This is a genomic window from Paenibacillus sp. FSL L8-0158 (assembly GCF_038592965.1).
GTDB lineage: Bacteria > Bacillota > Bacilli > Paenibacillales > Paenibacillaceae > Paenibacillus > Paenibacillus polymyxa_D.
Genome location: NZ_CP151949.1, coordinates 2,384,412 through 2,397,386, shown reverse-complemented (window position 1 = coordinate 2,397,386; position 12,975 = coordinate 2,384,412). Strand labels below are relative to the sequence as shown.

At 46.6% G+C, this 12,975-nt stretch carries 12 protein-coding genes; 2 read left to right on the top strand and 10 right to left on the bottom strand.

All coding sequences use genetic code 11. From position 1 onward, the window contains the following. Positions 1 to 32: 32 nt before the first annotated feature. Entirely contained in the window at positions 33 to 302 is a 270-nt protein-coding gene (locus tag NSQ68_RS11090) for a glutaredoxin family protein (protein ID WP_342428832.1), read from the bottom strand. A gap of 273 nt (positions 303 to 575) precedes the next feature. Between NSQ68_RS11090 and NSQ68_RS11085 the strand changes: the two genes are divergently transcribed. Further along, positions 576 to 1,445, top strand: coding sequence for a DUF421 domain-containing protein (locus tag NSQ68_RS11085; RefSeq protein WP_342428831.1), 870 nt, complete (start codon positions 576 to 578; stop codon positions 1,443 to 1,445). Between the two features lie 87 nt (positions 1,446 to 1,532). Here the strand turns inward: NSQ68_RS11085 and NSQ68_RS11080 are convergent, their stop codons facing one another. The 5 genes from NSQ68_RS11080 to NSQ68_RS11060 form a co-directional block, all read right to left on the bottom strand. Next, on the bottom strand, positions 1,533 to 2,657 hold the full coding sequence (locus tag NSQ68_RS11080; RefSeq protein ID WP_342428830.1) for a HAMP domain-containing sensor histidine kinase: 1,125 nt from the start codon (positions 2,655 to 2,657) through the stop codon (positions 1,533 to 1,535). After that, on the bottom strand, positions 2,654 to 3,328 hold the full coding sequence (locus NSQ68_RS11075) for a response regulator transcription factor (protein ID WP_342428829.1): 675 nt from the start codon (positions 3,326 to 3,328) through the stop codon (positions 2,654 to 2,656). Before NSQ68_RS11075 ends, NSQ68_RS11080 begins: the two co-directional genes overlap by 4 nt. A gap of 62 nt (positions 3,329 to 3,390) precedes the next feature. Next, on the bottom strand, positions 3,391 to 4,206 hold the full coding sequence (locus tag NSQ68_RS11070; protein WP_342428828.1) for an ABC transporter permease: 816 nt from the start codon (positions 4,204 to 4,206) through the stop codon (positions 3,391 to 3,393). Continuing rightward, complete coding sequence (locus NSQ68_RS11065) at positions 4,203 to 5,222, bottom strand: ATP-binding cassette domain-containing protein (protein ID WP_342428827.1); 1,020 nt, start codon at positions 5,220 to 5,222, stop codon at positions 4,203 to 4,205. The genes NSQ68_RS11070 and NSQ68_RS11065 overlap by 4 nt, the downstream gene beginning before the upstream one ends. A gap of 78 nt (positions 5,223 to 5,300) precedes the next feature. Then, a complete protein-coding gene (locus NSQ68_RS11060; protein ID WP_342428826.1) occupies positions 5,301 to 5,630 on the bottom strand; it encodes an antibiotic biosynthesis monooxygenase in 330 nt (109 codons plus the stop codon). Positions 5,631 to 5,761: 131 nt separating this feature from the next. On the opposite strand from NSQ68_RS11060, the gene NSQ68_RS11055 reads away from it, so the two are divergent. Beyond that, complete coding sequence (locus tag NSQ68_RS11055; protein ID WP_342428825.1) at positions 5,762 to 6,622, top strand: LysR substrate-binding domain-containing protein; 861 nt, start codon at positions 5,762 to 5,764, stop codon at positions 6,620 to 6,622. A 5-nt stretch (positions 6,623 to 6,627) separates the two neighbouring features. Here NSQ68_RS11055 and NSQ68_RS11050 read toward each other — a convergent pair whose 3' ends face one another. The 4 genes from NSQ68_RS11050 to NSQ68_RS11035 all read right to left on the bottom strand — a co-directional run bounded on the left by NSQ68_RS11050 (position 6,628) and on the right by NSQ68_RS11035 (position 12,969). Further along, positions 6,628 to 7,815, bottom strand: coding sequence for a GTP-binding protein (locus tag NSQ68_RS11050; protein WP_342428824.1), 1,188 nt, complete (start codon positions 7,813 to 7,815; stop codon positions 6,628 to 6,630). 339 nt (positions 7,816 to 8,154) lie between these two features. Beyond that, positions 8,155 to 9,129 (bottom strand): aldo/keto reductase, encoded by a 975-nt coding sequence (locus tag NSQ68_RS11045; protein WP_307350153.1) that lies wholly within the window; start codon positions 9,127 to 9,129, stop codon positions 8,155 to 8,157. 402 nt (positions 9,130 to 9,531) lie between these two features. After that, complete coding sequence (locus NSQ68_RS11040; RefSeq protein ID WP_342428823.1) at positions 9,532 to 12,207, bottom strand: YhgE/Pip domain-containing protein; 2,676 nt, start codon at positions 12,205 to 12,207, stop codon at positions 9,532 to 9,534. Between the two features lie 210 nt (positions 12,208 to 12,417). Next, positions 12,418 to 12,969: a DUF2062 domain-containing protein gene (locus NSQ68_RS11035; protein WP_307350150.1), complete on the bottom strand. Its 552-nt coding sequence runs from the start codon at positions 12,967 to 12,969 to the stop codon at positions 12,418 to 12,420. Positions 12,970 to 12,975: the final 6 nt, after the last annotated feature.

Below are 12,975 nucleotides of genomic sequence, written 5' to 3'. Positions count from 1 at the left end.
CACCTCTCTGAACATAATGGTTATCCTTCGGCTTATACCGCTTGATTGTAACTTTCCAGCACTTTACCCAACTCTTCCAGATTCGGGTTGAGCAGTGCTTCATATTTGTTGTCCCCGCCTACTTCGACAACAGGGACATAACGAATACCATATTTGGTCTCCAGCACGTCACGCAGCGCATCATTTCCGTCCACCTGGATATTTTCATACGGCTGATTTTGGGATTCCAGGTACGATTTGATCTCTCCACAAAAATGACAGCCGGCTTTACTCCACAATACAACTTTAGGTTTGGACGACATATACATACCTCCGTGAGCTTAATGTTTATAATTCCGATTAATTAAATAAGAATTATATTCATAATGTATCCTGCCGCCCCTTTTCCGTCAATCGCTTGTGTAATAGACATTGCTAATTCAACGATAGAAAATTTTAATTTTATATCGTAATCAATCGGTTTGTTGGCAGCTCGGTTTATTAAAAATTAGATGAATTGGAGTTTAAATGGGCTCTGACGCGGACATCCTTGGAATAGTAGCGCTTTTGTGGCGAAATGAAATGAGGTTGGACAAATGCAGGAATGGACCATTGTAGCTTTACGTACATTACTAGCTATCGTAATTCTTTTTGTGATCACCAAGATTCTTGGAAAACGCCAGGTATCGCAACTTTCCTTGTTCGAATATATAACTGGAATCACCATCGGTAACTTGGCGGCTTCTATTCCTTTGGAACGTGAATCCTCCTGGTACTTGGGGACTGTATCCTTAGCCGTATGGGTACTGACAACACTTAGCATTGAATACTTGCAAATTAAAAGCAAGAAAGTCAGAGATTTATCAGATGGAAAGACGACGATCCTGATCAAAGACGGCAAAATTTTAGAGGATAATCTGAAAAAGGAACGGCTTACCCTGGATGAACTCATGGAACAGTTGCGGAGCAAAAATGCATTCAAGGTAGCAGACGTAGAATTTGCCATTATGGAGACCAGCGGTGAGATCAACGTGCTGTTGACCAAAGACAGGCAGCCTGTAACGCTTAAGGATCTGAATATACAGCAATTACCGGAGAAGGAACCCACAGCAGTCATTATGGATGGGCAACTTATGGAGCAACAAATGGCATATATGGGGATTACTCAACAATGGCTGGATGCCAAGCTAAAGGAAAAGAGTCTAACGGTCAAAGATGTGTTTTTCGCGCAGGTGGACCCGCAAGGAGAACTGTACATTGACCAGTATAGTGATAATGTACAGCTAAACAAGGTGCAGGATTCGAATCAAGCTGTGCTGACTTTGCTGGAACAATGCACAACGGAGTTACAAAAACTCGCATCTGGTTCCAGTGAGCAACAAAGAAAACAGCTCTATGAGCAATGCTCACAAAGCTTGAAAGAAGCTATACAGGAGATGCAGCCGGTAAATACATCTAAGTCCTGAGCACATACGCATATGCCATAAGAGTATAAGTATGGGAACTAAAAAGGAGCGTCCTTCAGCCGTTTATGGCTTTGAAGGCGCTCCTTTTTATATTACTGTGCCGGTGTACATTTCACAGTTGCTGCTGTCTTTCATTACTTTCTGGCGCAGCGGGAGCATAACTGTAAATACTGTCCCTTCTCCCACCTTGCTGGATACAGAGATAGAACCGGTATGCATCTCTGTTATTTTATAGGCAATGGAAAGTCCCAAGCCGCTGCCACCTGCGGCTCGAGCCCGTGACTGGTCGGCTTTATAAAATCGTTCAAAAATACGCTGCTGATCCTGTTCGTTGATGCCCTGCCCCGTATCCGCAATGCAGATAACCGCCTGATCACCGTTACTTGAAAGAGAAACAGATATGCTTCCACCCTGTGGTGTAAATTTAATGGCATTGTGAAGGAGATTTACCCAAACCTGGCCCATCAGATCCTCGTCCGCGTTGATCTCAACTATATCCACTTCAACAGTCATCTCGATTTTTTTAGCCTCCCATTGCGGTTCGCAGGCGAGAATAAGCGAAATCAGCTGCTTGTCCAGCCGATAAAGGGACGGACGAAACGGATGCCGCTCCGAATCCAGAATCGCCAGCTTCATGAGATTATCGCTTAGCTTGGATAGACGAATACACTCCGTCTCGATGATCGTCAAATACCGGTCTCGCTGCTCACGATCCAGATTCTCGTCCTTGAGCGCCTTGGCGAATCCGATTATCGAGGTCAGCGGTGAGCCGATTTCATGGGATACGTTTGAAATAAACTCCTCCCGCAGCTTTTCCATAGCCTTCAGATTTGCAGCCATATCATTGATACTGTCCACCAACTGTATATAAGGATGCGACCTCCGATGTTTTCCGTTCCGCCCGCCGAGATCCCAATCCAGATTAATGTGAAAGTCTCCTTGCGAAATACGTTTTAAAGCATCGATCATTTCGGTAAAAGCGTGCTGTTCTCTAGGCTGGAAGAAGCGCCTTACCGTCATGCTGATAATACCGAAGAAGAAAAAGCCAAGCGTCGTATTCATAAGAAAGACGAACAAACCATGGGGAGCCCATGACATGTGCGAATAGATCGCCTCCATAATAAAGAACGCGGCAGTCCAGCTGAGATACAGCACCAATAACACCAGCATGAGTCTCGCAAGGATATGGAGGAATCCCGGTTCTCGCTTCATTGCCTGACCTCCAGCCGATAACCCAATCCCCGGATCGTACTGATCCGGAATGAGTGGCTTGCCTCCGGAAACCGTTCCCGAAGGCGTTTGATATGGACATCAACCGTTCTTTCGTCTCCCTCATAATCATAACCCCAGATCTGTTCGATCAACTGATCGCGGGTAAAGGTTTTACCAGGATAGCTGCCCAGCTTGAAGAGCAGCTCAAATTCCTTGCGCGGCAGGGTAATCTCCTCTTGCCCAGCCCGGCATTCAAATGTATCACTGCGCAGGACAAGATCTCCGACAGTCACTGATTTTGAAGCCATGATACGATAACGTTTTAATAAAGCTTTCACGCGTGCGACAAGCACCATGGGGTCGAATGGCTTGACAAGATAGTCGTCCGTTCCGAGCGCGAAGCCTTTCACGATCTGTGACGTCTCGCCTTTGGCTGTAAGCATAAGCAGCGGCAGGTCGGTTTGCTCTCGCAGCTTACGACACAGCTCCCAACCATCCATTCCCGGCATCATGATATCAAGAACAAGCAAATCGACCTTGATTTGATCAAAAATGCGCATCGCGTCCAAACCATCCACCGCCTCGACTACCTCCAGACCCTCCATTCTCAAAAAGTGTCCGACCAGTTCGCGAATATGCGGATCATCATCAACGACCAATACACGTGCCATTTCAATCCCCCCCTAACTAGCTCTGCCTTAAATCTCTCGTCCTCGTCAAGAAGACCGCCATCTTATGCTTTACGCATATAAGCACGCACCGTAAGCGGCGCGAAGATCGCCACAATGACTGTAGCGCCAAGCAGGGAGATCGCCAGTTCCCCGCCAATCGTTCCCGTATTCGCAAGCTCCCTGACTGCGTTCACAAGATGTGAAATCGGGTTGACGTTCACAAACCACTGTAGCCAACCAGGCATTGTGTCCACAGGTACAAATGCGTTGGAAACAAAAGTGAGCGGAAACAGAACAATCATGGAAATGCCCTGTACACTGGAAGCAGTGCGGGCAATCACGCCAAAGAAGGCGAAAATCCAACTGACTGCCCAGGAACACACGATGACCAAAAGCGCGGCGATAGCGACACTCAGCAGTCCTCCCTCTGGCTGATACCCCAAAATATACCCCATGGCGAAGGTAAGTACAGTCGCAATAGTATACCGGATACTGTCAGCCAGCAGAGCTCCAGCCAAAGGCGCAATACGTGCGATTGGGAGTGACTTGAACCTGTCGAACACTCCTTTGTCCATATCCTCACGTAGTTGGACGCCAGTAACGACGGAGGTCGAGATCACAGTCTGCACGAGGATGCCTGGAATAATAACCGGCAAATAATGCTGCACGTCTCCTGAGATAGCGCCGCCAAAGATATAGGTAAACATAAGGGTGAAAATGATCGGCTGGAGCGTGACATCAAACAATTGCTCGGGAGTATGCCGGATCTTCAGAATGCCCCGGTAGGCCATCGTCATGGAATTGAAGAACACCTGTCTGAAACTCACAGACTTCTTCAATGTGCGATCAGAACCTGTCATAACCGTAGTGCTCTTCATGCTCTCGCCCCCTCCACAGCATGTGCTCCTTGAGACGTCTGCTGCTCGTCTACTTGTGCCCCATGACCAGTGATGGACAAAAACACCTCGTCAAGCGTCGGCTTTTGCACACTCATTTCTGCTAGACGAATCTCTCCAGTACGGAGGGCAATCAGCAGGTCCGTTACCCGATCTGCATTGGCCATCGGAGAAATAATCTTTCCAGCTTCCACTGACACGCTGGACTTGACTGAAAGCACCTGTTCAACGATCTGAACAGCTCTCTCAATGTCCTGTTGATTTTGCACTTTGAGTTGCAGAGTCGACGCCCCCACTGCCGCTTTCAGTTCATCCACCGTACCCTCAGCGACTACCCGGCCATGATCGATCACCGCGATTCGGTCAGCAAGTTGATCCGCCTCGTCGAGGTACTGGGTAGTGAGGAGTACGGTGGAACCGGTCTTGACCAGACGCCGGATCGTGTCCCACATCTGGACACGCGTGCGCGGGTCTAGTCCGGTAGTCGGCTCATCCAGGAAGATCAGCGGCGGCCTAGCAATGAGACTGGCGGCCAAGTCCAGCCGGCGGCGCATGCCTCCCGAAAATTTTTTTAACGGTCGCTTGGCTGCTTCGGCCAAGCCAAATTCCTCCAACAGCTCCGCTGCCTTATGACGCGCCTCGGCACGTCCCAGTCCAAGCAGTCTAGAGAAGATGATCAGGTTCTCAGTAGCGCTAAGCGACTCATCGACCGATGCGTATTGGCCTGTTACCCCGATCAATTGACGCACAACTTGCGGCTCCTTTACTACATCGTGCCCGAAGATACGCGCTGACCCACCATCAGGTCGCAATAACGTTGACAGCATTCGGATGGTAGTCGTCTTACCTGCTCCATTAGGACCGAGCACACCATAGATCGTGCCAGCATGGACATTCAAATCGACACCGTCAACCGCATGCCTATCACCAAAAGTTTTAACGAGTCCCCTTGCTTCAATGGCCAAGGTCTCTTTTTTGTCTGTATAATCCACATTCATATCCTCCCTATACGGTTTCTATAGCGAGGATAACCCACGTTTATGAACTGAATATGAATAGAACGATATTGAACCTATTTACACTGTAAAAAAATAATCTCGTTCTACCTTGCTCACTCTTAAACCAAATGTTTTATACCACTTGGATTTCCCTTTTTCCTGCGCTACCTTGTGCAGCTCGTTATGTTTCCAATTTTTTATAGCGTCTAGAGACTCCCAATAGGAAACTGTGATGCCTACTCCATTGTGATCACGAACACTTTCCACACCTAGAAAACCAGGCTGCTCGGCAGCCAGTTCCACCATTTTGTCTCCCATCACTCCGTATCCGCCATCTCCTTCCGTACGTTCAGAAGTAAAGATAGCCGCATAATAGGGTGGCCGAGGAGTTTTAGCAATTGAGTTCATATGTTCCTCCTAAACAAAAATATATAACCTTTCTCTAATTTGATTATAATCATAAATATTAAATAAAAAAAATGAATATATCTGATATGATACATGAATATATTTCATAAAAAATAGGAGTGAACACAAATTTGTTTAAATATAAGATTTTTCTTTGCGTAGTTGAAATGGGAAGTTTCACAAAGGCCGGGGAAGTTTTAAATCTTACACAATCAGCAATCAGCCATGCGATCTCTGGATTGGAACATGAGCTAGGGTTGACTCTTCTGATCCGAGGTCGTTCAGGCATCAGATTGACCAATAACGGGGAAAGATTGATGAAGCAATTTAGAGAGATCGTACAAATGGACGAAAAGCTCTACCAAGAGGTAGCTCTAATTAAAGGATTGGAAATCGGAACCGTAAAGATCGGTACATTTTCAAGCGTCTCTATTCATTGGCTGCCCCGTATTCTAAAAAAATTCAATGAGCAGTTTCCTCTTATTGAGATAAAACTGCTCGATGGGAACTACCATGAAATTGAGAGCTGGATAGTCAGTGGGGAGGCTGATTTCGGCTTTGTGAACCTACCCACGTTAGACACATTAGAGGCGTTGCCCCTAAAAGAAGAAAGCATGCTTTGTCTACTTCCTTCCGATCATATTCTGGGAAAGCAAGCCTCCATTCGAGTAGAACAGCTCAGAGATGAGCCTTTTATTATGCCTGTTGCAGGCTGTGACACCGATGTAAGGAACATTTTTTCACAGCATAACATGTCACCCAAAATCAAATATGAATTAGAAGATGACCATGCGATTATGGCTATGGTGCAGAATGGCCTAGGCGTGAGTATTCTTCCTGAAATGATCCTGTCTCACATTCCTTACGACATCTCTATTCGACCTTTGGACAAAAGGCATTCCCGTACTATCGGTATCGCTACCGCTTCCTTAAAAAATGTTTCTCCAGCAGCTAAAAAATGTATGGACTTTATTACTGAATGGATTAACTAGCTTCATCATGTCGGCCAAGGAAGCGGATTCTCAAAACTGGACCAGTCCATATCCATTTCGTTATCGTTCAGCAGACATTCATCTAGCTCTTCTTCCAAGTCCGGTCGATTCATTCCGATACCTATCATAACGATTTCGTTCATGCGATCGCCCCATTGTTCATCCCAATGGTCCAGAGCCTCGGGGTCCGTTGCGACGATCTCTTGCCGTTCTTCTTCAGACAACGCAGCAAGCCAGCTTCCCGCAGGGCCAAATTGAATAGAGGGTCCTGCCTGGCTAATACTCGCTGCCCAATCCTGCGGGGTGGCAATCCAGGCCAAACCTTTGGCGCGAACGATCTCCTCCGGCCAGTAGTTCATAAATTCGGCCAATCTCGCAGGATGAAATGGTCTTCTACGGCGATATACAAAGGAATTAATCCCATATTCGTCCGTTTCCGGTGTATGGCTTTCAAGCTCCAGTTCCCGAATCCATCCAGCGGACTGACTAGCCTTGTCAAAATTGAACAGCCCTGTATTCAAAATGTCGGAAGGAGCGACCTTTCCCTTGGAAGTACGAATGATTCGGGCTTCAGGCTGTAATCTCCGCAGTACACCCTCCAGCTTGTCCAGCTCCGCAGACTGAACCAGATCGCACTTATTCAGAATTAATACATCACAGGTTTCAATCTGGTCAATCAGTAAGTCCGAGATATCACGCGTGTCGTCTTCTCCAGTAGCCTGCCTGCGATCCAGTAGCGTTTCTCCTGATTCAAAATCATGCCAGAAACGGTTCGCATCAACTACGGTCACCATGCAATCCAGTTTTGCCAGCGAAGCCAAATCAATGCCAGTTCCTTCATCGGCGTACGTAAAGGTTTGGGCGATTGGCACGGGTTCACTGATGCCTGTAGATTCGATTAAAATATAATCAAACTCGCCTTGTTCCGTCAGCTTCTTGACCTCCAACAATAAATCTTCACGCAATGTACAGCAAATACAACCATTAGACAACTCGACCAGTTTCTCTTCTGTTCTGGACAAGCCGCCCTTTTTTTTAACCAGCTCAGCATCTATATTCACTTCACTCATGTCATTGACGATGACTGCCACTTTCATTCCGTCTCGATTGTTTAATACATGATTCAAAATCGTTGTTTTTCCTGCACCCAAATATCCGCTCAACACTGTTACCGGTATTGCTTTCTTATTCATCGCTGGTACGCCCCCTTGAATATCGGCTTTTCATTTTCATTTTTTAAATCGTAATAATTACTATTAACATCAACTTTCAGTAATATACAGCATCCCTTTTGCCTTGTCAACCGTAAAGAAACTCTTGAAATGTATGTAACACATCATAAGAAAACCACTCAGCCAATAATATCTAAAAAGATAGATCCCATTTAGTGCATATTTATTCTTGTCATGGTCGTTCAAGTGTGGATCAGGCACCAAAAAAAAGCAGCAGATCAAAGAGAGGCTCCTGATCTGCTGCTTTTTGCCGATGATTTCTCACAAAGAATGATGCTTTATGACGAGCACAAAGTATTATTACCAAGCGTAGGCTTCTGGCGCAGGTTTTCCCGGACCCGGGAAAATCTCATTCAGCTTGGCAAGCACATCTTCGCTCAATTTGACCTCAGGTACCCGTAGAGCATCCTCTAATTGTTCTAAGGTCCGTGGTCCGATAATTGGAGCCGTTACGGCCGGATGGGACAGTACCCAAGCCAGTGCAATCACGTCTTCTTTTTCACCCAGCTCGCGGGACAATGCTGCAAATTGCTCCAGCTTCGCACGATTCTGCTCTACCTTTTCCTTGGCGCGTGCGCTGCGAGAACCAGTACCTGCTAACGCATTCCGTCCCAGCAGTCCGCCCGCCAACGGGCTCCATGGGATCACACCCAGCCCCAGCTCCTGAGCTGCCGGTAATACTTCAAGCTCGGCGGAACGTTCATTCAGGTTGTACAAATGCTGCTCGGATACAAGCCCCAGAAAACGCCGTGCCTTCGCTTCGGCCTGCGCCACCGCAATATGCCAGCCCGCAAAATTACTGGAACCGATATAACCCACTTGTCCCCGATCCACCACGGACTCGAATACGCCCCACAGCTCATCCCATGACACATTTCGGTCAATGTGATGCATTTGGTATAGCTCTACATGGTCGGTCTGCAGACGTTTCAGAGACGCATCCAAATGGCGGCGAATTTTGTAAGCAGACAAGCCTGATCCTGCATTGGGTCCGTCATGTTCATTTTTCATATCTCCGTATACCTTCGTTGCCAACACGACCTTCTCGCGTCTTCCGCCGCCCTGCTGGAACCAACGTCCGATAATTTCCTCTGTCCAACCTTTACGGTCATGGCCATATACATTAGCCGTATCAAAAAAGTTAATGCCCGCATCCAGCGCGGCATCCATAATTTTAAACGCATCCTTTTCTTCGGTTTCCGGTCCGAAATTCATCGTCCCCAGACATAACCGACTAACCTTCAAGCCTGACTTTCCTAAGTATGAATACTCCATACTACCTCCCGCCTTTGCCTAAGGATTTTAAAATTCCGCAAAATTACATGCCAAAAAGACCATACTCCGTTTATTCACCAGAATAAACCACTTTGAAACACCCCCAAATGCAATTTAAAGATTGGATAGCGCATGCAAAAAAGCCTCTCGCACCATGCCGAAGCATAACATGCGGAGGCCACCTCCTCGTACTACCCGCCGAATGTTAAAGAAAGTGGCTTTACGGCGGATGCCAGCAGAGCGGAGGATTTGAATCTGGAGAAGCGGAGCGTTCGCCTTTGCCACGGGATTCTTACCTTTTCATGTCTATCCAATCCAAAGAATCCCATGGCAACAGCGATCATAAGATCAAATCCTTCGCGGAGCGCGTTTATCCACCGTAACTCACTCTCTTTTTAACAATCAAGGAATTAATTTCGTTTCTTTTGCTCGCTCGGCCATTTTTTTCGTATGCTTGCTGAGCGGCTTCTTCAACACCAATCCAAACAGGAAGCAAACACCGATAAATACAAACAGCATCACCACATCCCGTGTCACCGTTGAAGGCAACATCCCTCCTACTGTCTCTCGTAACAGACTAACCGCATAGGTGAATGGTACAAACGGATTCAGCGCCTGAAAGAACGGTGTACTCGTCGCAATCGGGAATGTCCCTCCTGAACTGGAGAATTGAAGCACCAGTAGGATGACTGCCAGTCCCTTGCCGATATTACCGAACACTGAAACTAGTGTATAGGTCATCGCCGTAAACACCAGACTGATCAGCATAGAGGACAGTACAAAAGCTACTTTGGCATCCACATACGCCCCGAGCAGGAACAAGTCACCGAGAGATACGCTCAGCGCCTGAAAAATACCAATCGTGGAGAATGTCATCAGCCGTCCGAAATACACTTGGTAGCTTTTAAATTGTCCTTCCGGGTCATCCACATCTACCCTGAACATTGATACCAGTAGCATCGCACCTACCCAAATCGACAATGTAGTGTAAAAAGGTGACATCGCAGAACCATAGTTAGGGATTGGGTATATCCGTTCCTGCTTCAACGATACTGGACTGCCGAGAAACTCACTTTCCTTTTTCACATCCCCCTTGAGCAATGCAATAGCGCGTCCGAGTGCATTTTCGCCCTTAAGCTTGCGAATGGTATCTGCAGCCTGACGTATGGAATCTTCGGCAGCTGGAAGATCGGTCCTTACAAAATTGGCTACTTGGTGTACCGCTTTTTCCGCTTCAGGAAATTTATTTTCAATTAAGTCAGCCATTTTGACAAACTGTTGTTCCGCTCTGGGCAAATCATTACGCACAAAATCTGCCGCCTGATGAATTTTACTTTTAACCGTCGGCAAATCGTTATTTACGAAGTCTGCTGCTTTGTTCACAGCATTCGTAAACTCTCCCATACGTCCCTGAATCGTTGTCGCCGCTTCATGCAGTTTCTGACGGTATTGTGGCAGATCCTGCTGGAGACGTGTTAGCTCTTGCTGACCGAATTCTGCTGCAGCCTGTGCGTCATTTAATAGCTTTTCAATATTCGGTAGCTGCTCTTGAGCTGTAGTCAGCACATTGGCAGAATTGCGGGCAACGGATTTGATCTGATCTAGCGCCTTTTGAATGGCGGGTGCATACTCCGTATCATAATTGCCCAAAATGCTGTCAATTCCGCTACTGATTTCTCCAGCAAGGCGATCAGTGTCATCCAGCAGATTTTGCGCAGGCTTTTCACCGCGCTGGATGGCATCCCCAATGCTAGTTACTGTGCTATTCAGACGACGGAAACGATCCTCCACCCCGCTCACACGGGAAATAAGTGAATCCAGAGGTTGACTTGGCAAATATCCGTTCACACGGTTCAGCAATTGAGATATATGATCCAGCACCCCCACGGCAGTTGTCAGCCTACCGCTGACACGATTCACCGCAGCTAGTGCTGCTTTAGGATCAAAATCCACACCACGAATGATGTCTGTAATCTGAGAAACCTCATTCGCAATTTGTTGTACCAGTTGTAAATCTTCTTTAACTACTGTACCTATCGAATCAAGCGCACCCTCATTTTTGTCCAGAAATTCAAGTAAACCGGTTGTAAAGTCCTTGCCTGTGTCCGCTATCTGCTGTACTTCTGGCAGTGCCTTCTGGGCAGCATTAATAACTTTAAGAGCCGTTTGCGTGTCCTCTAGGGCGGTGGTCAGTGCGCTTTCTACCTTGCTAAAATTTTGATCCAGTTCAACAATTCGATCACCAGCCTTTTGAATATCAGGTAGTCTTTTTTGGATATCTAAAATAACAGCGGCTACCTTGTCCAGCTCAGGCATGTTTTTGTCAATTTTGAGCACCAGGTCACCGGCGCGGTTAATTTCAGGAATTTTCTCCTTCAATGCAATAATCTTTTGTCCCTGCGCCTTAATTTTCGGCAAATTTTGCTCCAGCTCCAAGGCCTGTTTGCCCAACCTATCGATATCCGGTAATCGATTATTTAGCTCCAACACCCGGTTTTCAATGTTACGAATTGTCGGGAGTTCCTCCTCCAACTTTACTCCAGCTTCCTTCAACTTCGTCAATACGGCCTGGCTGGCAGTTTCAATAAAGTTTTGGCTAATCTGGTTCGTCAGAGAGGTTGCCCCCGAAGATGTAATTTTCGGAGCTACTGCATTAATTTTTTCATTTACGGCGTAATCAATTTCCGGCTTTTGCGGATTTTCCGTCAGCACACTCGTAATTTTCTCTGAAAAGTCTTTCGGGATCAGCAGGCTGGCATAATAATCACCATCCAACACACCTTTTCGTGCTTCCTCTTCATTGACAAAAGTCCAACCCAGCTTCTTGTTATTTTGAAGGTTATGCAAAACCTCATCGCCGATATTAATCTTTTTACCATTCACTTCTGCACCCTGATCTTGGCTGGTTACTGCAATTTTAATCCCAGATGTATTCGCATACGGATCCCACATCGCTTTCAAATTCACCCATGCATAGACGGAAGGCAAAAGAATGATACCAATGACTAATAAAGTCCCGGTCGATACTTTGAATACATTTCTCCAGTCTGTTAAGTAGATTTGCCATATCTTCCGCAACTTCATCACTCCTTGTATGTACATTAACCTGTCGTCCATTGTTGTATGCACACGTATTGTAAACGATTCGAGCGAATGAAGCCAATTCTGTTACAATATATGCCAAAAGCGTATGGCTCTTATAGAGATCATACGCTTTTTCTTGCCCCAACTCAAAGAAGCCCTTCGGACCTAATAAATAGGCTCGAAGAGCTTCTTTCTTATGCATAGTTATCCATTCTTCAGCAGTCTGGCCGCCGAAAATGCTGTGCCATGACGCAACTTCCGCTTCTCCAACCGTTTGTGCAGCGAACGATTATACAGAACCTGAATGACAAAATACGAGATAATGCCCAGCACCACACCGAAAATCGACATGCCGATCAGGATGTGCAAGCCTCCGTGCAGCAAGTCTCTGAATACAGACCAGTTGCCGTGAAACAGCTCCATAAAAGAATGCTCGTGAAGTCGTCCGCCCCTGACATGTACCGGATAATGAGATGGATAAATCCAAGCCCCCACTTGCTTCGCAAATGGCATCAGTACAATTGGCAAAAAGGTCAGCTTACCAACAACGTTACCCACAATGGCCGCAGGCAGCGATCCGCCAGAGAGACGAACAATCGGATAAAAAACAAGGTATACCAGAGAAGCCGTGGAAATCACAATCATCTCCAGCGCAAAGCCAATGGCGAAGCCCAAGGAGATCTTTTTAACTCCCCCAGGGGCGCGCAACAGCTTGATGAAATTCAGCCGAATCGCACGCCATATATTTTGAAACATATTATA

Excerpts from the sequence above, each read along its gene's own strand:
- NSQ68_RS11090 (WP_342428832.1), bottom strand. The coding sequence starts at position 302 with ATGTCGTCCAAACCTAAAGTTGTATTGTGGAGTAAAGCCGGCTGTCAT.
- NSQ68_RS11085 (WP_342428831.1), top strand. The coding sequence starts at position 576 with ATGCAGGAATGGACCATTGTAGCTTTACGTACATTACTAGCTATCGTA.
- NSQ68_RS11080 (WP_342428830.1), bottom strand. The coding sequence starts at position 2,657 with ATGAAGCGAGAACCGGGATTCCTCCATATCCTTGCGAGACTCATGCTG.
- NSQ68_RS11075 (WP_342428829.1), bottom strand. The coding sequence starts at position 3,328 with ATGGCACGTGTATTGGTCGTTGATGATGATCCGCATATTCGCGAACTG.
- NSQ68_RS11070 (WP_342428828.1), bottom strand. The coding sequence starts at position 4,206 with ATGAAGAGCACTACGGTTATGACAGGTTCTGATCGCACATTGAAGAAG.
- NSQ68_RS11065 (WP_342428827.1), bottom strand. The coding sequence starts at position 5,222 with ATGAATGTGGATTATACAGACAAAAAAGAGACCTTGGCCATTGAAGCA.
- NSQ68_RS11060 (WP_342428826.1), bottom strand. The coding sequence starts at position 5,630 with ATGAACTCAATTGCTAAAACTCCTCGGCCACCCTATTATGCGGCTATC.
- NSQ68_RS11050 (WP_342428824.1), bottom strand. The coding sequence starts at position 7,815 with ATGAATAAGAAAGCAATACCGGTAACAGTGTTGAGCGGATATTTGGGT.
- NSQ68_RS11045 (WP_307350153.1), bottom strand. The coding sequence starts at position 9,129 with ATGGAGTATTCATACTTAGGAAAGTCAGGCTTGAAGGTTAGTCGGTTA.
- NSQ68_RS11035 (WP_307350150.1), bottom strand. The coding sequence starts at position 12,969 with ATGTTTCAAAATATATGGCGTGCGATTCGGCTGAATTTCATCAAGCTG.